The organism is Tistlia consotensis USBA 355 (assembly GCF_900177295.1).
Classification (GTDB): Bacteria; Pseudomonadota; Alphaproteobacteria; order Kiloniellales; family DSM-21159; genus Tistlia; species Tistlia consotensis.
Map to the genome: position 1 here is coordinate 1 of NZ_FWZX01000027.1, position 19766 is coordinate 19766.

Annotated in this window: 24 protein-coding genes; 9 read left to right on the top strand and 15 right to left on the bottom strand. The window is 72.0% G+C overall.

The genetic code is table 11. The annotated features are described in order from the left end of the window. Positions 1 to 327 (top strand): transposase (locus B9O00_RS24395; RefSeq protein ID WP_143596338.1); only part of this gene is annotated, 327 nt, incomplete at its 5' end. Between the two features lie 138 nt (positions 328 to 465). Here B9O00_RS24395 and mscL read toward each other — a convergent pair. Both mscL and B9O00_RS24405 read right to left on the bottom strand, forming a co-directional pair. Beyond that, positions 466 to 888 (bottom strand): large conductance mechanosensitive channel protein MscL, encoded by a 423-nt coding sequence (gene mscL / locus B9O00_RS24400; RefSeq protein ID WP_085125354.1) that lies wholly within the window; start codon positions 886 to 888, stop codon positions 466 to 468. A 63-nt stretch (positions 889 to 951) separates the two neighbouring features. Further along, a complete protein-coding gene (locus tag B9O00_RS24405; RefSeq protein ID WP_085125355.1) occupies positions 952 to 1788 on the bottom strand; it encodes a mechanosensitive ion channel family protein in 837 nt (278 codons plus the stop codon). Positions 1789 to 1934: 146 nt separating this feature from the next. Between B9O00_RS24405 and B9O00_RS24410 the strand changes: the two genes are divergently transcribed. From B9O00_RS24410 to B9O00_RS24420, 3 genes are all read left to right on the top strand, one after another. Continuing rightward, positions 1935 to 2171, top strand: a complete 237-nt coding sequence (locus B9O00_RS24410; RefSeq protein WP_085125356.1) for a hypothetical protein — start codon at positions 1935 to 1937, stop codon at positions 2169 to 2171. After that, the gene (locus tag B9O00_RS24415) at positions 2168 to 2791 is read left to right on the top strand and encodes a DUF2155 domain-containing protein (RefSeq protein WP_218822935.1); all 624 of its coding nucleotides are present in this window, start codon (positions 2168 to 2170) and stop codon (positions 2789 to 2791) included. Before B9O00_RS24410 ends, B9O00_RS24415 begins: the two co-directional genes overlap by 4 nt. A 74-nt stretch (positions 2792 to 2865) precedes the next feature. Next, positions 2866 to 3936: a hypothetical protein gene (locus tag B9O00_RS24420; protein WP_085125357.1), complete on the top strand. Its 1071-nt coding sequence runs from the start codon at positions 2866 to 2868 to the stop codon at positions 3934 to 3936. A gap of 16 nt (positions 3937 to 3952) precedes the next feature. Here B9O00_RS24420 and B9O00_RS33180 read toward each other — a convergent pair whose 3' ends face one another. Genes B9O00_RS33180 through B9O00_RS33905 form a run of 7 tightly spaced genes read right to left on the bottom strand, consistent with a single transcriptional unit; the run spans position 3953 to position 10863 of the window. Then, positions 3953 to 5065: a siroheme synthase gene (locus B9O00_RS33180; protein ID WP_159460318.1), complete on the bottom strand. Its 1113-nt coding sequence runs from the start codon at positions 5063 to 5065 to the stop codon at positions 3953 to 3955. Beyond that, a complete protein-coding gene (locus tag B9O00_RS24430; protein WP_085125358.1) occupies positions 5062 to 6645 on the bottom strand; it encodes a sulfate adenylyltransferase subunit 1 in 1584 nt (527 codons plus the stop codon). Before B9O00_RS24430 ends, B9O00_RS33180 begins: the two co-directional genes overlap by 4 nt. After that, on the bottom strand, positions 6645 to 7550 hold the full coding sequence (gene cysD / locus B9O00_RS24435) for a sulfate adenylyltransferase subunit CysD (RefSeq protein ID WP_085125443.1): 906 nt from the start codon (positions 7548 to 7550) through the stop codon (positions 6645 to 6647). Before cysD ends, B9O00_RS24430 begins: the two co-directional genes overlap by 1 nt. Next, the gene (locus tag B9O00_RS24440) at positions 7544 to 8332 is read right to left on the bottom strand and encodes a phosphoadenylyl-sulfate reductase (RefSeq protein WP_085125359.1); all 789 of its coding nucleotides are present in this window, start codon (positions 8330 to 8332) and stop codon (positions 7544 to 7546) included. The genes cysD and B9O00_RS24440 overlap by 7 nt, the downstream gene beginning before the upstream one ends. After that, positions 8322 to 8852: a DUF934 domain-containing protein gene (locus B9O00_RS24445; protein ID WP_085125360.1), complete on the bottom strand. Its 531-nt coding sequence runs from the start codon at positions 8850 to 8852 to the stop codon at positions 8322 to 8324. The genes B9O00_RS24440 and B9O00_RS24445 overlap by 11 nt, the downstream gene beginning before the upstream one ends. Beyond that, positions 8839 to 10524 (bottom strand): nitrite/sulfite reductase, encoded by a 1686-nt coding sequence (locus tag B9O00_RS24450; protein ID WP_085125361.1) that lies wholly within the window; start codon positions 10522 to 10524, stop codon positions 8839 to 8841. Before B9O00_RS24450 ends, B9O00_RS24445 begins: the two co-directional genes overlap by 14 nt. A gap of 3 nt (positions 10525 to 10527) precedes the next feature. Beyond that, entirely contained in the window at positions 10528 to 10863 is a 336-nt protein-coding gene (locus B9O00_RS33905; protein WP_085125362.1) for a DUF2849 domain-containing protein, read from the bottom strand. A gap of 236 nt (positions 10864 to 11099) precedes the next feature. Here B9O00_RS33905 and B9O00_RS24460 point away from each other — a divergent pair, with 236 nt between their 5' ends. Beyond that, complete coding sequence (locus B9O00_RS24460) at positions 11100 to 11600, top strand: Lrp/AsnC family transcriptional regulator (RefSeq protein ID WP_322111218.1); 501 nt, start codon at positions 11100 to 11102, stop codon at positions 11598 to 11600. 116 nt (positions 11601 to 11716) lie between these two features. Here the strand turns inward: B9O00_RS24460 and aat are convergent, their stop codons facing one another. Beyond that, the gene (gene aat, locus B9O00_RS24465) at positions 11717 to 12382 is read right to left on the bottom strand and encodes a leucyl/phenylalanyl-tRNA--protein transferase (RefSeq protein WP_085125363.1); all 666 of its coding nucleotides are present in this window, start codon (positions 12380 to 12382) and stop codon (positions 11717 to 11719) included. A 195-nt stretch (positions 12383 to 12577) separates the two neighbouring features. Between aat and B9O00_RS24470 the strand changes: the two genes are divergently transcribed. Continuing rightward, a complete protein-coding gene (locus B9O00_RS24470; protein ID WP_085125364.1) occupies positions 12578 to 13012 on the top strand; it encodes a VOC family protein in 435 nt (144 codons plus the stop codon). A gap of 46 nt (positions 13013 to 13058) precedes the next feature. On the opposite strand, the gene B9O00_RS24475 is transcribed toward B9O00_RS24470, so the two are convergent. Next, positions 13059 to 13475 carry a MarR family winged helix-turn-helix transcriptional regulator gene (locus B9O00_RS24475; protein ID WP_367575469.1) on the bottom strand — a complete coding sequence of 139 codons (417 nt, stop codon included), beginning with the start codon at positions 13473 to 13475 and terminating at the stop codon, positions 13059 to 13061. Between the two features lie 104 nt (positions 13476 to 13579). Between B9O00_RS24475 and B9O00_RS24480 the strand changes: the two genes are divergently transcribed. The 3 genes from B9O00_RS24480 (at position 13580) to B9O00_RS24490 (ending at position 15500) form a co-directional block, all read left to right on the top strand. Continuing rightward, positions 13580 to 14662: a WD40/YVTN/BNR-like repeat-containing protein gene (locus B9O00_RS24480; RefSeq protein ID WP_085125366.1), complete on the top strand. Its 1083-nt coding sequence runs from the start codon at positions 13580 to 13582 to the stop codon at positions 14660 to 14662. A 3-nt stretch (positions 14663 to 14665) separates the two neighbouring features. Beyond that, entirely contained in the window at positions 14666 to 14971 is a 306-nt protein-coding gene (locus B9O00_RS24485) for a MoaD/ThiS family protein (protein WP_085125367.1), read from the top strand. Positions 14972 to 15053: 82 nt separating this feature from the next. Continuing rightward, positions 15054 to 15500 (top strand): YybH family protein, encoded by a 447-nt coding sequence (locus B9O00_RS24490; RefSeq protein ID WP_159460319.1) that lies wholly within the window; start codon positions 15054 to 15056, stop codon positions 15498 to 15500. A gap of 14 nt (positions 15501 to 15514) precedes the next feature. Here the strand turns inward: B9O00_RS24490 and accC are convergent, their stop codons facing one another. The 4 genes from accC to B9O00_RS24510 all read right to left on the bottom strand — a co-directional run bounded on the left by accC (position 15515) and on the right by B9O00_RS24510 (position 19740). Continuing rightward, positions 15515 to 16864: an acetyl-CoA carboxylase biotin carboxylase subunit gene (gene accC / locus B9O00_RS24495; protein ID WP_085125369.1), complete on the bottom strand. Its 1350-nt coding sequence runs from the start codon at positions 16862 to 16864 to the stop codon at positions 15515 to 15517. 16 nt (positions 16865 to 16880) lie between these two features. Next, the gene (accB, locus tag B9O00_RS24500; RefSeq protein ID WP_085125370.1) at positions 16881 to 17342 is read right to left on the bottom strand and encodes an acetyl-CoA carboxylase biotin carboxyl carrier protein; all 462 of its coding nucleotides are present in this window, start codon (positions 17340 to 17342) and stop codon (positions 16881 to 16883) included. Positions 17343 to 17551: 209 nt separating this feature from the next. Further along, positions 17552 to 18340: a DsbA family protein gene (locus tag B9O00_RS24505; protein WP_085125371.1), complete on the bottom strand. Its 789-nt coding sequence runs from the start codon at positions 18338 to 18340 to the stop codon at positions 17552 to 17554. Between the two features lie 32 nt (positions 18341 to 18372). Beyond that, the gene (locus B9O00_RS24510) at positions 18373 to 19740 is read right to left on the bottom strand and encodes a M48 family metalloprotease (RefSeq protein WP_085125372.1); all 1368 of its coding nucleotides are present in this window, start codon (positions 19738 to 19740) and stop codon (positions 18373 to 18375) included. Between the last annotated feature and the right edge of the window lie 26 nt (positions 19741 to 19766).

Here is a 19766-nt window from a genome sequence, read left to right on the forward strand (position 1 = left end):
GGCGCCGACAAGGCCTACGACGTCGCCGCTTTCGTGGGCGAACTGCGCCGCCGCCGGGTGACGCCGCACATCGCTCGCGACGACCACCTGACCAAGACCGGCAAGCGGCGGCGCTCGGCCGTCGACGGACGCACGACCCGCCACCCCGGCTATGCCGTCAGCCAGCGCCTGCGTAAGCGCATCGAAGAGGCCTTCGGCTGGATCAAGACCACCGGCGGCCTGCGCAAGACCCGCCATCGCGGCCTCGCGCGCGTCGGCTGGATGTTCACCCTGTCCGTCGCCGCCTACAACCTGGTCAGGCTGCCCAAGCTGCTCGGCGCGACCTGATCGCGCCAGGAGTCCGTCCGAAGCGGGCCGAAACCCCAGAAGACGACCGCGAAACCGGCGCAACGGCCCACATCCCCTCGCCGACAGCCCCGATCTGAGCCCGCCGGCGCGGAAAATCGCTCCTATTTCCGCAGCCTGCTAGGCCTTTTCCTTCAGGAGGTCGCGGATCTCGGCCAGCAGCACCTCCTGGCGCGGCGGCTGGACCGGCGAGGCCGGGTCGTCCTTCTTGCGCTCCAGCTTGTTGATCTGCCGCACGACGATGAAGATCGCCCAGGCGACGATCAGGAACTGCACCACAGTGTTGATGAACAGGCCGTAGTTCAGCGTCGTGGCGCCCGCCGCCTTGGCCGCCTCCAGCGTGTCGAAGTGGCCGCCGCTCAGCGTGAAGAAGAAGTTCGAGAAGTCGATGCCGCCGATCAGCAGGCCGAGCGGCGGCATGATCAGGTCGTTGACCAGGGAGGTGACGATCTTGCCGAAGGCGGCGCCGATGATGACGCCGACCGCGAGGTCGATGGCATTGCCCTTGACCGCGAACTTCTGGAATTCCTGGATGATCTTCATGGCTCTCCGCCCTCGAGACATGCCGGTGCAGGAAGTCTAGCGGATTCCCCGACGGCGCGAATCCTATTCCGCAGCGGCCGCCGGGGCGACGGTGTGCACGGTGCGCTGCGGGAAGGGGATCTCGATGCCGGCGGCGTCCAGGCTCTCCTTGATGCCGCGGGTCAGGTCCCACTTCACGGCCCAGTAGTCGCCGGCGTCGCACCAGAGGCGCAGGATCAGCTCGACGGCGCTGTCGCCGAGGTTCGCGACCAGGACCTGGGGCGCCGGGTCGGCATGGACCCGGCCGTCGGCCTGCATCAGGGCGGTCAGCGTGTCGCGCGCCTTGCCGATGTCGTCGCCGTAGCCGATGCCGACGGTCAGGTCGAGCCGCCGGGTCGTGTAGACCGAGTAGTTGGTGATCGGCGTGCCCCAGAGGTCGTTGTTCGGGGCGATGACCTGGACGTTGTCCGGCGTCGCCAGCTCGGTGGTGAAGAGCGTGATGTTCTTGACCGTCCCCGAGAGGCTGCCGGAGACGATGTAGTCGCCGGCCCGGAACGGCCGGAACATCATCAGCATGACGCCGGCGGCGAGGTTGGACAGGGTGCCCTGCAGGGCCAGGCCGACGGCCAGGCCGACCGCGCCGAAGATGGCGAGCAGGCTGGCGGTCTGGACGCCGAACTGCGAGAGCACGGCGAGGATCGTCACGGCCAGGACGACGTACTTGACGAGGCTGCCGATGAAGCCGCGCAGCGTCGCGTCGACGTGGCGGATGCGGCCGAGCGCGCGCTCCGTCGAACGGCCGGCCCAGCCGGCCAGGATCAGGCCGACGACCAGGATGCCGATGGCGGCCAGCACGCTGAGGCCGTAGGTCGCGATCACGGCCATGACCTGGGCGTAGGCGAGATCGATCTGCTCTTTCATCGGCGTCTCCTGGAATCGGCTCGTCGGGGGTGTCGCTTGCGACGGGCCTAACCTAGCCCAAGATACGGGATAGGCCAGGGGGCGACGGCAGCCAGCGGCCCCTGGCGCCCTTGCGGGGCGCGGCCCGGCGCACTAAACCCAGAGCCATGACCGACCTGGACGCCGACGAAGACTTCCCGACCTGGCGCGGGCCCGACGGCACGCCGCTGTCCTGCCGCGAGAAGATCAAGGTCATGAACGAGAATCTCGCCGAGATTCGCGATCTGGCCCAGGACGCCTTGGAGGATGGACTCTTGATGGGAGCCACCGAAGCGCAGATCCGCGCCTTCCTGCACGGGATGGTCGACGGCCTCGTCAATCCCTACGGCAAGGGCGGCCGATGAGCCTGTCGTCCCGCCGTCGGGCGGTGCCCTCGGTCCTGCTCGCCGGGGCCTTGATGCTGGTCCTGCCGGCGGCTTGGCCGGGGCCCGTCCTTGCCCAGGAAAGCCAGCCGGACAGCCGGACGGAAGTCCAGCAGGACGGCAATGCCGCCGTCGTGCCGAGCATCGGGCCCGAGCGCATGGAGGCGGCCGTCGCCTATCCGATCGCCCAGCTGCAGGGGCTCGACAAGGTGACGGCGCGCATCTCGACCTTCCGGGCGCCCGTCGACCAGCCGGTCACTTTCGGCAGCCTGACCATCCGGGTCCGCGCCTGCTGGAAGAACCCGCCGGAGCTGACGCCGGAATCCGCCGCCTACCTGGAGATCTCCGACAGCACCCAGAGCGGCGACAAGGCGATCTTCTCGGGCTGGATGTACGCCTCCTCGCCCGCGGTCAACGGCCTGGAGCATCCGGTCTACGACGTCTGGGTGCTCGACTGCCTGCCGGCCGGCAACGCGGCCGGCCAGGATGCGGCCGGCCAGGATGCGGCCGGCCAGGATGCGGCCGGCCAGGATGCGGGCGGCGGGGCCGCGGGCGGGGGCGATCGGGGAATTCCGCAGGGCGGGGCCGCCCCGAAAGGGTGACGCTTTCCGTAATCTTTAGTAAAAGGCTAACAATTCCGCCCTAGCTTCGGAGTCGGAATTCGGGAGCCGAGCCGATGGATGATCTCGACGAGCTGAAGGGCCGCGTGGAGCGCGCGACGCGCGTTCTGTCCGAGCGGGAGGCCGAGGAGCAGGGCCGTCACGCCAAGCTGGTCTCCCTGGTCGCCGCGCTCGAGACCAAGAGCCTGGACGCGCGCCGCGACAAGGAGCGCGCCGAGGCGCGCCTCGCCGCGGTCGAGGCGGAGAAGGAAGAGCTGCGCGCGCTGCTCGCCGGCCTGCTCGAGGCCGTCGAGGCCGGCAGCCGCAGCCGCTTCGCCGACGCGATCTATGCCCTGGAGGCGCGCATCGGCGGCTTCCACGCCGCGCGCGACGAGTCCGAGGCGGGCGACGGGATGGCCGACGGGGCGGCGGACGAGCAGCCGGCCGAGGCCGTCGCCCTGCAGGCGGAGCCGGCCGAAGCGGCCGCTTCCGAGGAGGCTGCTTCCGGGGAATGCGCGGCCGGCGAGGCCTTCCCGGACGAGATCGTGTCCGAGCAGGGCGCCAGCGACACGGTGGAGAGCGACACGGTGGAGAGCGACGCGGCGGAGGGCGATGAGGCGGAGGGCGATGAGGCGGCGATGACCGAGGCGACGGGCGAGGCGCTCGACGAGGACCTGCTCGAGGCCGACGACTTCACCGAGCGGCTCGCCGCTGGCTGCGCGGTCGAGCAGGAGCTCGCCAGCGAGGCCGAGGAGATGCGGGCCGAGGCGGCCGACGAGGCCCGGGCCCTCCTGGAGCGCATCCGTCGCCAGGTCGAGGCGCCGGACGACGAGCTCGAGGCGGCGGCGACCGCCGAGGACGAGCCGGTGGCCGAAGCCGAGCCGGTGGCCGAAGCCGAGCCGGTGGCCGAAGCCGAGCCGGTGGCCGAAGCCGAGCCCGAGGCTGCTCCCGAAGTCACCGACGCGGCCGCGGCCGCCGAAGAGCCGGTCGCGGCCGAGGAGGTCGTGCCCGAGCCGCCGACGATGGAGGTGGAAGCCTTCGACGACGAGCAGGACGAGGACGGCCCGCTGGTCGAGGAGCCGACCGAGGCCGACGACACCCTGATCGACGACGCCGACTGGAACGACAAGCGTCGCGCGGCGTCCTGACCCGGCCGGTCCGCGGTCAGGCGACCCTGAGGCCGGCCGCCGCCCGGTCCGGCGTTCCGGCGACGCCCGGCGCGAACTCCACCGTCAGACCCGCGGCTTCCAGGGCCGCCACGCGGTCCGCGCCGAAACGCAGGCCGTCGCCCCGCAGCAGCACCGCGACCTGGCCGCCCCGCCCGGCCTCGGCCGCCAGCGCGCGGCCGAGCGCGTGCCAGCCGGCGGCGTCTTCCGGGCCTTCCAGGCGCCGGGCCTCGCGGCGTGACAGCTCCAGCACCGCCGGCGCCACGCCGCTTTCGTAGACGACGAGGCTGGCCGCCTGCAGGGCACGCTGCGCCTTCAGGGTCAGGAGCTCGGGATCGCCGGGCCCGGCGCCGAGCAGCAGGATCCGGCTGCCCGCCGTCGCCGGCTCGGCCGTCGCGGCCGACAGGCGCCTCAGCAGGGCGGCTCGGTCGGCCTCCCGCGGCGCGCGTTCGCCCTCGCGCCAGGCCAGGTCCGAGAAGGCCTCCCAGAAGCGCCGGCGCTCGGCGAAGGGCAGGGCGCGCCGCTGCACCGCCGGCCGCCAGCGCCGGGCCGCCTCGGCCCAGGCCGCGAGGCCGCGCGGCAGGAAGGCCTCCAGGCGGGCGCGCAGGGCCTGGGCGAAGACCGGTGCCGCGCCGTCGGTAGAGATCGCGAGCACCAGCGGCGAGCGGTTGACGATGGCGCCGAACTGGAAGTCGGAGAGCGCCGGCCGGTCGACCAGGTTGACCGGCACCCCGGCGGTCCGGGCCGCCTCGGCGAAGGCCGGCGCCTCGCTCTCCTCCAGGTCGGCGACGGCGATCGCGGCGCCCGTCAGGTCGCCCGGCTGCCAGGGCCGTGCCAGCACGAGCACGCGGCCGGCCGGCGGGTTCGCGGCGAGGGCGGCGAAGCCGCCCGCCGCCTCGGCGTCGCCGGCCGCGACCGTCACATCGGCGCCGGCGGCGGCCAGCAGCTCGGCCTTCCAGAGCGCGCCGCGGCTGCCGCCCGCGACCAGCGCGCGTCGGCCCGCCAGCCGGTGGAACAGCGGCAGGCTGGCCAGGGCCTCGATGCCGCGCGCGGCGGGCGGCGCGCCGCGCCGGCGCTCGGCGCGGCGGGAGGGCAGCGGCAGCAGGCTCACGAGGCCTTCTCCCGCCCGGCGGCGGCCAGCAGGAGCTCGGCCAGGCCCGCGTGCAGGCGCTGCAGCAGCGGGCGCAGCGCCAGGTCCGCGCCGGCGGCCGCGAGGCCCCAGGGCGCGCTGCCGGTGACCGCCAGCGTGACCAGGCCGACGGCGAGCGCGCTCGTCAGGTGCCAGCTCGCGTCGACCAGGCGCGGCCGCTGCCCGGCGAGCGCGGCCGGGGCCGTCGCCTCGGCTTCCTGCTCCGGCGCCTCCCCGGCGTCGTCGACGAAGCCGAGCGCCACCGTTTCGTTGCTGGCGCGGTCGACCAGGATGAAGCTGCCGAGCGTGCGGCAGTCGTCGAAGCGGGTCGCGACCAGCGGCCGGTCGAAGCGCAGCCCGACCCAGCCGATCTCGTTCATGGCGAGGCCGGCGGCGGCCTGCGGCTCGAAGCTTTCGAGGTCGAGCGCCGCGTCGAGCCGGGTCACCGTCGCCTCGGCCTCGGCGGTGCCGAGCAGCAGGAGATAGCGGTCGCCGGGCCTGAGCCGGCTCGCCTCGCCGGTCCAGAGCAGCCGCGCCGAGGCCTCGTGGCGCGGCTGCGGGGCCTGGGCCGGGTCGGCCAGCAGGTCGCCGCGCGAGATGTCGAGCTCGTCGGCCAGGGTGACGGTCACGGCCTCGCCGCCGCCGGCGGCCGCCAGGTCGCCGTCGGCCGTGACGATCCGCTCGATCCGCGAGCGCCGGCCCGCGGGCAGCACGACGACCTCGTCGCCGGGGGCCAGCCGGCCGGCGGCGACGGTGCCGCTGTAGCCGCGGAACTCGGCGCCGGCGCGATTGACCCACTGGACCGGCAGCAGGAAGCCGGGCCGCTCCCCGGCCGCGGCCTCGGTCTCGACCGTCTCCAGGAAGTCGAGCAGCGCCGGGCCCCGGTACCAGGGCATGGCCGACGAGCGCGCGACGACGTTGTCGCCGCGCCGCGCGGAGACCGGGATCACGGTGATGCCGGCGAAGCCGAGGTCGCGGACCAGGCCGCGGTACTCGGCCTCCAGGCGCTGGAAGGTCGCCCGGTCGAAGTCGACGAGGTCCATCTTGTTGACCGCGACCACGACGTGGCGGATGCCGGACAGGGCGACGATGAAGGAGTGGCGCCGGGTCTGCGGCAGCAGGCCCTTGCGGGCGTCGACCAGGATGATCGCCAGCTCGGCGCTCGAGGCGCCGGTCGCCATGTTGCGGGTGTACTGCTCGTGGCCCGGCGTGTCGGCGACGATGAAGGCGCGCCGCGGGGTCGAGAAGTAGCGGTAGGCGACGTCGATGGTGATGCCCTGCTCGCGCTCGGCGGCCAGGCCGTCGACCAGCAGGGCCGGATCGAGCGCGCCGCCCAGCGTGCCGTAGCGCTTCGACTCCCGCTCGGCCTCGGCGAGCTGGTCGTCGGGCACCAGCCCGGCCTCGAGCAGCAGCCGGCCGATCAGCGTCGACTTGCCGTCGTCGACCGAGCCGCAGGTGATGAAGCGCAGCAGGCCGCGCTCGGCGAGCGCCGCTCCGGGGACGAGGGCCTCTTCTGACGCCTCGCGGCGGCGGGCGGTGGCTTCGCACAGGGCCTGGGTCATCAGAAATAGCCCTCGCGCTTCTTGGCTTCCATGGAGGCGTTGGCGTCGCGGTCGATCAGGCGGCCCTGGCGCTCGGAGCTGCGCGACAGGACCATCTCCTCGATGATGCCGTCGAGGTCGCTGGCGGTGCTGTCGACCGCCCCGGTCAGGGGGTAGCAGCCGAGGGTGCGGAAGCGGACCATCCGGGTCTCGATCATCTCGCCGGGCTGAAGCCTCAGGCGCTCGTCGTCGCGCATGATCATCGTGCCGTCGCGGTGCACGACCGGGCGGGGCGCCGCGAAGTAGAGCGGCACGACCGGCAGGCCCTCGGCGCGGATGTAGTGCCAGACGTCGAGCTCGGTCCAGTTCGACAGCGGGAAGACGCGGAAGGACTCGCCCGGCCGCTTGCGGGTGTTGAACAGCCGCCAGGGCTCCGGGCGCTGGCCCTTGGGGTCCCAGCGGTGGTTGGCGTCGCGCAGCGAGAAGACCCGCTCCTTGGCCCGGCTGCGCTCCTCGTCGCGGCGCGCGCCGCCGAAGGCCGCGTCGAAGCGGTGCTTGTCGAGCGCCTGCTTCAGCGCCTGGGTCTTCATGACGTCGGTGTAGTGGCGCGAGCCCGACGCGAAGGGGTCGACGCCGGCCGCCCGGCCCTGCTGGTTGGTGTGCACGATCAGCTCGAAGCCGAGCTCGCGGCGCCGGCGCTCGCGGAACTCGATCATCTCGCGGAACTTCCAGGTCGTGTCGACGTGGAGCAGCGGGAAGGGCAGGGGCCGCGGGAAGAAGGCCTTGCGCGCGAGGTGCAGCAGCACCTCGGAATCCTTGCCGATCGAGTAGAGCAGCACCGGGTTGTCGCAGGTCGCGGCGACCTCGCGGATGATGAAGATCGACTCGGCCTCGAGCCGCTTGAGATGGCTGAGACTGGTCACGATACCGCTTCTCCTCTCGGCGCCCCTCGGGCCGCGCGCACCAGGCGGCCGTCCGGCGTCAGGTGCAGGCCGCACTCGCTGCCCGCCCCGTCCCGGCCCTCGCTCTCCCACCACCAGCGCCCGGCGCGCTCCGGCTCGCCGGGCGCGACGGCACGGGTGCAGGGCGCGCAGCCGATCGAGGGGAAGCCCCGGGCGTGCAGCGGGTTGACCGGCACGCCCTCGCGCTCGACGAAGGCGGCGACCGCCTCGCGGCTCCAGTCGAACAGCGGGCTGACCTTGATCAGGCCGTGGCCCTGGTCCCAGGTCGCCAGCTCCAGCCCGCCGCGGTGCGCCGACTGCTCGGCGCGCAGGCCGGTGACCCAGGCCGAGGCGCCCTTCAGCGCCCGGCCCAGCGGCTCGACCTTGCGGACGTGGCAGCAGGCCTTGCGGGCCTCGATAGCATGGTAGAAGCCGTCGATGCCCTGGTCGGCGACCAGCGCCTCGACCGCCTCCTGGCGCGGATAGAAGGCGCGGATGCGCCTGCCGTAGCGCGCCTCGGTCTCGGCCCAGAGCGCGTAGGTCTCGGGGAACAGGCGGCCGGTGTCGAGGGTCGCGACCTCGATGGCGAGGCCGGCGGTGAAGATCAGGTGGGCGATCGCCTGGTCCTCCAGCCCGAGGCTCGTGGTGAAGACGATCGGGCCCTCGACGCTGCGCCGCAGCAGCGCCAGGCGGCCGGCGGGATCGAGGGCGGGCAGCTCCTGCTGCAGGCGCTCGACCGGGCTCGGGCTCCGCGGATCAAAAGGCACCGGCGGTCTCCCGGTCCGGGGCGTTGCGGCGGGCGCGGCGCCGCTCGAGGATGCTCTCCGTCGTGGCGTAGCCGCGCTGGTAGTTGGCGGTGAAGGCCTCGGCGGCGCGCAGCCACTGCTCGATCGGCTGGCGCCCGGCGCTCGCCTCGTCCAGCTCGATCTCGTCGAAGCCGCAGGCCAGGGCGTCGGCCAGCTGGTCGGCGATCAGCGGCCCGCGGGCGCGCAGGCGCCGCTCGAAGCCGAGCCGGCGCAGGCGCCGCGCCAGGCTGAAGCCGCGGCCGTCGGCATAGGACGGGAAGACGATCGAGACCAGGTCGAGACCGGCCAGCTGCGGCCTCAGCGCGGCCGGGTCGAGATCGTTGGCGACCTCGACGCCGAGCGCCTGGCCGGGCCGCCGGCTGGCCAGTGCCTCCGCGACCACGGCCCAGGGCACGAGGACGCTGCCGGCCGCCGCCACCAGGCCGTTCTCCAGGCGCTCGAAGGGGTCGTCGCGCCAGCCGTGGCGATCAAGCAGCGGCATCCTGGACCTCCTTGCGGGCGAAGGACTGGAAGGCCGCCTTGAAGGGCTCCAGGCCGATCCGCCGGGTCGTGTCGATGAAGCTCTCGCCCGCGCCGCGCGCCGCGAGGTAGACCTCGACCAGCCGCTCGATGGCCTCCGGCACCTCCTCGGCGGCGATGCCCGGGCCGAGCCGCTCGCCGAGCGCCGTCTTCTCGCTGGCGTCGCCGCCCAGCGTGATCTGGTAGTTCTCGATGCCGTTCTTCTCCAGGCCGAGGATGCCGATGTGGCCGACGTGGTGGTGGCCGCAGGCGTTGATGCAGCCCGAGATCTTGATGTTGAGCGGGCCGATCTCCTGCTGGCGCACGGGATCGCGGAAGCGCTCGGCGACCGACTGGGCGATCGGGATCGAGCGGGCCGTGGCCAGGGCGCAGTAGTCCAGGCCCGGGCAGGCGATGATGTCGGTGACCAGGCCGACGTTGGCGGTGGCGAGGCCGGCGGCGGCCAGGGCCGCGAAGACCGCCGGCAGGTCGTCCTGGCGGACGTGCGGCAGCACCAGGTTCTGGTGGTGCGAGACGCGCAGCTCGTCGAAGGAGTAGCGCTCGGCGAGGTCCGCCACGGCGCGCATCTGCTCCGCAGTCGCGTCGCCCGGCGCGCCGCCGATCAGCTTCAGCGAGACAGTGACCGCGGCGTAGCCAGGCACCCGGTGCGGGAAGACGTTGGTCGTGACGAAGCCGGCGAGCGCCGGGTTCGTCGCCTTGGCCGCCTCGAGGCGCGCCGAGCGGGCCGGCAGGCTCTCGTAGGCCGGCGGCGCGAAGTAGGCGGCGATGCGCGCGACCTCCTCCGGGTCGGCGTTGATCGAGGGTCCGTCGAGCTGGGCGAACTCGGCCTCGACCCGGCGCGCGAACTCTTCCTCGCCGAGCTCGTGGACCAGGATCTTGACCCGCGCCTTGTACTTGTTGTCGCGCCGTCCCTCGGCGTTGTAGACGCGCATGACCGCCTCGAGATAGGCGAGCAGCTCGGCCTTCGGCAGGAACTCCCGCACCACCTTGCCAACGATCGGCGTGCGGCCCAGGCCGCCGCCGACCAGCACCCGGTAGCCGAGCGCGCCGGTCTCCGGATGGCGCAGGAGGCGCAGGCCGACGTCGTGGACGCCGATCGCCGCGCGGTCCTCCTCGGCGCCGGTCACCGCGACCTTGAACTTGCGCGGCAGGTAGCAGAACTCCGGATGGTTGGTGGACCACTGGCGGATCAGCTCGGCGGTCGGCCGCGGATCCTCGACCTCGTCGGCGGCGACGCCGGCGAAGTGGTCGGCGGTGACGTTGCGGATGCAGTTGCCCGAGGTCTGGATGCAGTGCATCTCGACGTCGGCGAGCAGGTCCAGGATCGCCGGCACGTCGCGCAGCTTCGGCCAGTTGAACTGGATGTTCTGGCGCGTCGTGAAGTGGCCGTAGCCGCGGTCGTAGCGCTCGGCGATCAGGGCGAGCTGGCGCAGCTGGCGGCCGCTCAGCGTGCCGTAGGGCACGGCGATGCGCAGCATGTAGGCGTGGAGCTGCAGGTAGACGCCGTTGCGCAGGCGCAGCGGCTTGAACTCCTCCTCGGTCAGCGAGCCGTCGAGGCGCCGGGCGACCTGGTCGCGGAACTGCGCCACGCGCTCGCGCACGAAGCGTTCGTCGAACTCGTCGTAACGGTACATGCCTTACCTTCCTGCCGCCGGGGCTTCGGCGGCCTGCTTTCCGAGGTCGGGCCGGTGGCTCGGCCCCAGGGTCTTGATCCGCTCGCGGTAGTGGGTCGGCACCGGCCGGCCGGCGGCATCGCGCGCGATCTCCACCAGATAGGCGTCGACGACTTCCTGGCGCCGGGTCGCGGCCGCAGCCTCGGCCTCGAGCTGCCGGGCCGTCGCGAGGTCCTCGGCGACGAGCGCGTCGGCGACCGCCGGCGACCAGCCGGAGACCGTGCGGAACAGCACCTCGCCGTCCAGCAGGTCGTTGGCGATCAGGATCGAGGGCAGGGGCGGCTGGTTCGGCTTGGCCATCAGGTCCGGCCCTCCCGGCGGGTGTCGTGCGGCGTGATCATGTATTGCCTATATTATATATTATCTTCTTCTTAGGTTTCGGCGGAGGTGCGCTGACTTCGCTGTTTGGTTGGTTCAGATCGTCAGTGATCGCCGGAATCCGTTGAAGCAGAGTTAAACTGATGATTTATATGCTTGCGCAGAGTGTCAATTGGTCTATCAAAAGAAGAAGATTTTGACTGTCATCGAGGCGATCCATGGAAGAGAAATATCTCCCGAAGCGGCGCCAGGAGATGGATCTCACCGACCGCAAGATCGTCGCCCTGCTGCAGCGGGACGCGACCCTGTCGATCGCCGAGATCGCCAAGCGGGTGAACCTCTCACCGACGCCCTGCTGGAAGCGCATCCAGCGCCTGGAGGCGCGCGGCGTGATCCAGCGCCGGGTCGCGATCGCCGACCCGCAGGCGCTCGGCCTGGGCCTGACCGCCTTCGTGGCGATCGAGACGGCCGACCACTCGGCCGATTGGCTGGCCCGCTTCGCCGAGCGGGTCTCGGCGATGCCGGAGGTCATGGAGCTCTACCGGATGGCCGGCGAGGTCGACTACCTGCTGCGCGTCGTGCTGCCCGACATGGCCGCCTACGACGCCTTCTACAAGCGGCTGATCGAGGCGGCGCCGCTGAAGAACGTGACCTCGAGCTTCGCCATGGAGCGGATCAAGGCGACCACCGCCTACCCGGTCGACGACGAGACGGCCTGAGGGTGGTCTTGCGCTGCCACGCCCCTCGACAGGCTCGGGACGAAGCGACCTTCTGAGCAGGCTCAAATCTCTGCTTCGTCCCGAGCCTGTCGAGGGACGTGGCAGCGGGGAGCGGGCTATCCCTCGCCGGGCAGGCCGTCCAGCGCGGCCGCCAGCTCCTCGGCCGTCAGGCCCTCCGGCAGGACGGCGCTGGCCATCAGCGAGCGCGACAGCAGGGCCTTGTAGTGGTCGCGCGGCACGTCGACGGCGCCGAACTGGCGCAGGTGCGGCGTGGTGAACTGAGTGTCGAGCAGCTGGAAGCCGCCCTTGCGCAGCAGGAAGACCAGGAAGGCCAGGGCGACCTTGCTGGCGTCGCGCTCGTGGCTGAACATCGACTCGCCGAAGAAGGCGCTGCCCAGGGCGACGCCGTAGAGCCCGCCGACCAGGCGCGGCGGGCCGCCGTCGGGATCGTCCAGCCAGGTCTCGACCGAATGGGCGAAGCCCATGCGGTGCAGCTCGCTGTAGAGCTGCTCGATGGTCTCGTTGATCCAGGTCTCCGGCCGGCTGTCGCGGCGCTCGGCGCAGGCCCGGATGACGCCGGGGAAGTCCCGGTTGCAGGTGACCCGGAAGCGGCCCTGGCGGATCAGGCGCTTCAGCTTGCGCGGCAGGTGGAACTGGTCGAGCGGCAGGATGCCGCGCAGCTCCGGATCGATCCAGTGCACTTCCGGATCGTCGCGGCTCTCGGCCATGGGAAAGATGCCGAGGGCGTAGGCGCGGAGCAGCAGTTCGGGCGTCAGGCGCATCGACCGCGAGGATAGCCGAGTCGAACGGAGCGGGTAAGCGGCCGCGCCGACGCAGCGCCGGCCCGGTCTTCTCCGGCGGCCCCGAGAAGGGGTTTGACAGGCAGCTTATATGTTGATATCAACATAATAGTCCTAAATCGCTACCGCCGCCGGTGACGGCGGGTCGGCAGGAAGACTGAAGGAGAGGAGACGGAGATGACCCAGCAGCCTCAGGGCGTGATCCCCCATCTGGTCGTCGGCGACGCGCCGGCGGCGCTGGCGTTCTACGAGAAGGCGCTCGGCGCGACCGAGGTGATGCGCGTGCCGGCCGAGGACGGCAGGCGGCTGCTGCATGCCGAGATCCAGGTCAACGGCGGACGGCTCTTCGTCCGCGACCATTTCCCGGAGGCCGGCTGCGGCAACGCCGGCGGCATCCGGCAGGCACCGCCGCCCGAGCTGGGCGGCACCACCCTGGCCCTGCATCTCGAGGTGCCCGACTGCGACGCCGCGGTCGAGCGCGCGGTCGCGGCCGGCGCGACGGTCACCATGCCGCCGATGGACGCCTTCTGGGGCGCGCGCTACGGCCAGGTCGTCGATCCTTTCGGCCATGCCTGGAGCTTCGCGCATCCCTTGCCGCAGCAGGCCGGCTGACCGGCCCCATGGCGGGCCGGGCGCCCCCGGCGTCAGGACAGCGCGATCAGGACAGCGCGATCAGGTCGGCGCGCAGCCGGTCGGCGTCGCCGCCGGCGAGTCGCCCCTCGACCTCGGCGTGGGTGCTGCGCCAGATCGGCACGGCGCGGGCGAGCAGGGCGCTGCCGGCCGGCGTCAGGCTCATGCGCCGGCTGCGCCGGTCCCCGGGATCGACCGTGACCGAGACCAGCCCGCGGCGCTGCAGCGGCTTCAGGGCCGCCGTCAGGGTCGTGCGGTCCATCGCCAGCAGGGCGGCGACGCTGCCCATGGTCGGCGGGCTGGGCCGGTTGAGCGACATCAGCAGCGAGAACTGACCATTGGTCAGTTCGAGCGGCCGCAGCGCCTCGTCGAAGCGCCGGGCCAGGGCCCGGGCCGCGCGCTGGACATGCAGGCAGAGGCAGGCGTCGCGGACCTCGAGGGTCACATCGAAAGGGACTTCGTCGTCGGCCATCATGAGGAAAATATGTTGATACCAACTATTATGTCAAGTTATGGAACATCGGGGCTGCGGCCCGAAGGAGGCTCGAGATGACCGGAAGAGTGCTGCTGCTGCTCGGCACGAAGAAGGGTGCCTTCCTGCTGGAGAGCGATGCCGGGCGCCGCGACTGGCGGCTCCGCGGGCCGTTCTGCGAGACCTGGCCGATGAACCACGTCCTGGCCGATCCGGCAAGCGGGGCGATCTATGCCGGCGGCGGCAACGAGTGGTTCGGCCCGGCGGTCTGGAAGTCGGCGGACCTGGGCGCGACCTGGAGCCACTCCAGCGCCGGCCTCGCCTATGCCGAGGGCCAGGATCCGGTCAGGTCGGTCTGGAGCCTGGCGGTCGCCGACGATGCGCTCTACGCCGGCGTCGAGCCGGCCGGCCTGTTCCGCAGCGTCGACGGCGGGGCGAGCTGGAGCCATGTCGCCGGCCTCAGCGAGCATCCCTCGCGCGCCGAGTGGCATCCCGGCGGTGGCGGCCTGATCCTGCACCACGTCGTGACCCAGCCGGGCGATCCGCAGCGGCTCTGGGTCGCGATCTCGGCGGCCGGCGTGTTCCACAGTGCCGACGGCGGGGCGAGCTGGGAGCCGCGCAACCGCGGCACCCGCAACGACTACCTGCCGGAAGGCCAGCGCTATCCGGAGGTCGGCCAGTGCGTGCACAGCCTGGTCATGGCGGCCGGCCGGCCCGATCGGCTCTACCAGCAGAACCACTGTGGCATGTATCGCAGCGACGACGGCGGCCGGGAGTGGCGCTCGATCGAGGCCGGCCTGCCCTCGACCTTCGGCTTCCCGGCGGCGGCGCATCCGCGCGACCCCGAGACGCTGTTCCTGCTGCCGCTCAACGGCGACCAGAAGGGACGCTACGTGCCGGACGGCAAGGCGGCGGTCTGGCGCAGCCGCGACGGCGGCGCCAGCTGGCAGGACCTGCGCGCGGGGCTGCCTCAGAAGGACGCCTTCTTCGGGGTGCTGCGCCAAGCCCTGGCGACCGACCCGCTGGCGCCGGCCGGCGTCTACTTCGGCACCAGCGGCGGCGAGCTCTACGCCAGCGCCGACGAGGGCGACAGCTGGCGCTGCATCACGGCGCATCTGCCGGCGATCCTGTCGGTCGAGACCCTGGCGCTGGATGGCTAGCCCATGGCCGAGGGCCGCCACGGACGGACGGGGACCGGCGGGGCGCCGGTGACGGTGCGGCTGCCGGCGGCCCTGGTCGCGCTGTTTCCGGGCGCGCCGCGCGAGCTCGCGCTGCCGGCCGCCAGCGTCGGCGAGCTGATCGACGGGCTCGACGCCCGCTGGCCCGGCATGGGCGACCGGCTGCGCGACTCGCGCCCGGCGATCCGCCGCCACATCAACGTCTTCGTCGAGGGCCGGCGCGCGACGCTGGCGACGCCCCTGGCGCCCGGCGGCGAGGTCGACATCCTGACGGCGATCAGCGGCGGTTGACCGCAAGAAGCGGATGGATCGACCGGGCCCGAGGTCCTTGATGGCGGGCCGGCACGACAGACCCGAGACAGGGAAGACCCCCATGCCAGGACCCTTTGACCCGACGCCGGAAGCCGAGATCCGCCGCCTGCTGCACGACTGGGCGCGGGCGGTGCGCGCCGGCGACCTGGAGGGCATCGTCGCGCACTGCGCCCCCGACGTCGTCTGGTTCGACGCGCTGCTGCAGGTCCGCTACGAGGGCCTGGAAGGCTATCGCCGGCACTGGCGGCGGAGCCTCGCCGAGCGGCCCGGCGGCCTGACGCTGCGCGTCGGCGAGACCGAGATCGCGGCGGCCGGCGACGTCGCCTTCGCCCGCTGCCGCCACCGCTTCGGAGCCCGCAGCGCCGACGGCGTCGAGACCGCGGCGCGCTGGCTGTCGATGACGCTCTGCCTGCGCCGGCGCGAGGGCCGCTGGCTGGCGGTCGAGGAGCACTTCGCCCTGCCGTCGGAGACTGAGGAGAACGCGCTCCGCGCCGCCAGTGCGGCGTGAGCCGCCGCCGTCGGTCAGCCCTCGGCCTGCTGCTTCATCCAGCGCTCGAGCCAGTGGATGTCGTAGTTGCCGTCGATGAAATCGGGCTGCGAGATCAGCTTCTGGTGCAGCGGCGTCGTCGTCGCGATGCCGTCGATCACCATCTCCTCCAGGGCCCGGCGCAGCCGCATCAGGCACTCGTTGCGGGTGTTGCCGTGGACGATCAGCTTGGCGACCAGGCTGTCGTAGTACGGCGGCACCCGATAGCCGGCGTAGAGGTGGCTGTCGACGCGCACACCCAGGCCGCCGGCCTGGTGGTAGTCGGTGACCAGGCCGGGCGAGGGCGCGAAGGTCGTCGGGTCCTCGGCGTTGAGCCGGCACTCGATGGCGTGGCCGTTGATCTTGATGTCTTCCTGGCGGATGTCCAGGGTCGCGCCGGCGGCGACCCGGATTTGCTCGCGGACCAGGTCGATGCCGGTGATCGCCTCGCTGATCGGATGCTCGACCTGCAGGCGGGTGTTCATCTCGATGAAGAAGAACTCGCCGTTCTCGTAGAGGAACTCCAGGGTGCCGGCCGAGCGGTAGCCGAGCCTGTGCATGGCCTTGAGCGCGATCTCGCCGATGCGCGCGCGCTCGGCGGCGTTGAGCGCCGGCGAGGGCGCCTCCTCGAGCAGCTTCTGGTGGCGGCGCTGCATCGAGCAGTCGCGCTCGCCCAGGTGCACGACGCCGCCCTGGCCGTCGGCCAGGATCTGCATCTCGATGTGCCGCGGCTGGCCGAGATAGCGCTCCATGTAGACCTGGTCGTTGCCGAAGGCCGCCTTGGCCTCGGCGCGCGCCATCGAATAGGCCTGCATCAGCTCGCCCTCGTGCAGGGCGACCTTCATGCCGCGACCGCCGCCGCCGGCGGCGGCCTTGATCAGCAGCGGGAAGCCGACCTGCTCGGCGACCTTGCGCGCCTGGGCCTCGCCCTCGACCGCGCCGTCCGAGCCGGGCACCACCGGGATGCCGAGCTCGCGCGCGGCTTCCTTGGCGCGCACCTTGTCGCCCATCAGGGCGATGTGCTCGGGGCTCGGGCCGATGAAGACGTAGCCGTGCTCCTCGACCATCGCAGCGAAGTCGGCGTTCTCGGACAGGAAGCCGACGCCCGGATGGATCGCGTCGGCGCCGGTGATCGTCGCGGCCGAGAGGATCGCCGCCATGTTGAGGTAGCTCTTGGCCGGCTGCGGCGGGCCGATGCAGACCGACTCGTCGGCGAGCCGCACGTGCATGGCGTCGGCGTCGGCGGTCGAGTGGACGGCGACGGTCGCGATGCCCATCTCGCGGCAGGCGCGATGGATGCGCAGCGCGATCTCCCCGCGGTTGGCGATCAGGACCTTCTCGAACATCGGCCGCTCCGCTCCGTCAGCCGATGACCATCAGCGGTTCGCCGAACTCGACCGGCTGGCCGTCCTGGATCAGGATCTCCTTGACCGTCCCGGCGTGCGGCGCCGGCAGCGCGTTCATCACCTTCATGGCCTCGATGATCATCAGGGTCTGGCCCTTCTCGACCCGGCCGCCGACCGACACGAAGGTCGCGGCGCCCGGCTCCGGCGCCAGGTAGGCGGTGCCGACCATCGGCGAGCTGACCGTGCCCTCGGCGGGGCCGGCGGCGGGCGCCGGAGCGCCGGCGGCCGGCAGGGCCGCGGCCGGCTGGACCGGCAGGGCCTGGGCCGGCGGCAGGGCGGCCTGGACGACCGGCGCCGCGTGGCGCGCGACGCGCAGGCGCCGCTCGCCCTCGGCGACCTCGATCTCGCTGAGGCCTGTCTCCTCCAGCAGCCCGGCCAGGGTGCGCAGGGCCTCTTCGTCGATCGGGAACTTCGTCATGCGTGGGAACCTATCGTTGTGCTGTCGAGCCGGCGCCGGGGCCCGCCGCAGACGGCGCGCGGCCGCAGCCTTTGCAGGTCGGGTCGGTCGAGCTCAAGGACCCGCGCGCGCTCCGCCAAGGCAGTGGTCCTCCGCAGCGTCTGGCTTTCCCCTAGAAGGACGCTAGAGCTAGCACGCGCCGCCGTACCGGAGCAACGGGCGGCGCCCGCTCAGCCCTGGCGGGCCTGCTTGACCATCTGGCGGAACTGCTCCATCGGCAGGGCGCCGGGAACCAGCTGGTCGCCGATCACGAAGGCCGGCGTGCCGCGGATGTCGAGCTTCTCGGCCAGGTCGTAGTTGTCGGACAGCTGCTTCTCGATCGCCGGATCGGCCATGTCGGCCTTCAGCTTGTCGAGGTCCAGGCCGACGCCGGCGGCGATCGCGTAGATCGTCTTGTCGTCGAGCGGCGCCTTGTTCTGCATCATCGCCCAGTGGAAGGCCTGGTACTTGCCCTGGCGCTTGGCGGCGAGCGCGGCCTTGGCGCCGACGATCGAGGCCGGGCCGAGGATCGGGAACTCCTTCATGACCATGCGGATCCGGCCGTCCGCCTTGACCTCCTGCTGCAGGCCGGGCGCGACGTGCTTGCAGTAGCCGCACTGGTAGTCGAAGAACTCGACGACCGTGATGTCGCCGTCCGGGTTGCCGAGCACCGGATCCTTCGGATCGTCGCGCAGGGCGGCGAGGTTCTGCTTCACGGCCTGCTGCTGGCGCGCCTCGTCGGCCGCCTGCTGGCGCTCCTTCAGCTTCTGCACCGCCTCGACGATGACCTCGGGATGAGCCAGCAGGTAGTCGTGGATCAGGCCCTCGATCGCCGCCTTCTGGCCGGGATCGAGCGCCGGCGTCGACTGCTGGGCGGCGGCCGGCGCGGCCAGGCCGAGGCTCCCGGCGAGCAGGGCGGCGGCGAGCATCAGGCCGCCGGCCAGCGCGGGGGCGACGGGCGGCAGGAAGCGAGAGGGCATCTTGGGCGGTCTCCCCGGAATGGTCCGGCCGTTCACTGCTTGTCGGCCCGGTCCTGGTTGCGTTTGGCGATGTCGGCGATGTCGGCGGCGCGCAGCCAGCCGGTCGAGTTCTCGGCGAGCAGCGACTTGGCCCGCTCGGCCTGGCCGCGGGCGTCGCGCCAGTTGCCGCGGGCGAAGTTGTACTCGGCCATCGACAGCGCAGCCATGCCGTCGTTGCCGAGCCGGCCGTTGGCGATCGCCGAGAGCCGCCAGGCCGAGGCGTCGTCGGGCTCGTGGGCCAGGACCTTCGACAGGTTGGCGAGCGCCGCCTTGTCCATTGCCGGGCTGTTGTCCTGGATCTGCACGAAGGCGAGCTGCAGGCGCAGCTGCGGCTCTTCCGGCAGCAGGTCGACCGACTTCTGGTAGGCGGCCTGCGCCTCGGGAATCTTGCCGGTCTCGAGCAGCACCTGGCCCTTCAGCTCGCGGAAGTAGGGGTCCTGGGGGCGCTCGGCGATCAGCGCGTCGATCTGCTTCAGGGCGTCGGGAATCGAGCCGTTCTTGTAGGTCGAGATGGCCCGGGCGTAGCGCGCCGGCAGGCTGGTGTCGCTCGGCGGATAGGCGCGCGCGACCGCGGCCGGCGCTTCCAGGTAGCCGATCAGCTTGGCCTTCATGCGGGCGTGCATCTCGACCCACTCGGGCGGATAGGGCTTGTTCCTGTAGGGCGACTCCTTGACCGCCTCCTCCAGGAAGTTGATGCGGGTGTCGGTCAGCGGATGGGTCGAGAGATAGGGGTCCTGGTGGATCGCGTTGAGCACCCGCTGGCCTTCCAGCTTGCGCATGAAGTCGAGCAGGCCCTCGGGATTGTCGTGGGCGCCGCGCATGAAGGTCACCGCGGCCTGGTCGGCGGCGTGCTCCTGGCCCTGGCTGTAGGACATGTAGTTCTTGATCGCGATGTCGTTGCCGATCGTCGCGCCCGCGCGCATCGCCCCCGGATTGCCGGTCAGCAGGGCCGCGCCGATGCCGAGCAGCGTCGCCGCCAGGCTGGTCATCCGCGCGTTGGCGATCTCGTCGCGCATGCGGTTCATGTGGCCGCCGGCGACGTGGCCGGCCTCGTGGGCGATCACGCCGATCACCTCGCCCGGGCCGTCGGTCGCGATCAGGAAGCCGCTGTTCAGGAAGATTCGCTGGTCGGTGGTCGCGAAGGCGTTGAGGTGCGGGTCCTCGACCAAGTAGATGGTGACCGTGTTAGGGTTCAGCCCGGCCGCCTGGAGGATGGGAGTGATAAAGGTGCGAATGGTGTTCTCGATCTCGGCGTCGCGCAGCAGCTTCATCTGCGCGGCGAAAGCCGGCGCACCCGACGAGACGGCCAGCGTCACGGCGAGGGCGAGGACCGCCAGACGGTTCGAAAATCTCCTCAGCAAGATCGCATCGCTCCTTTGCACAGGCG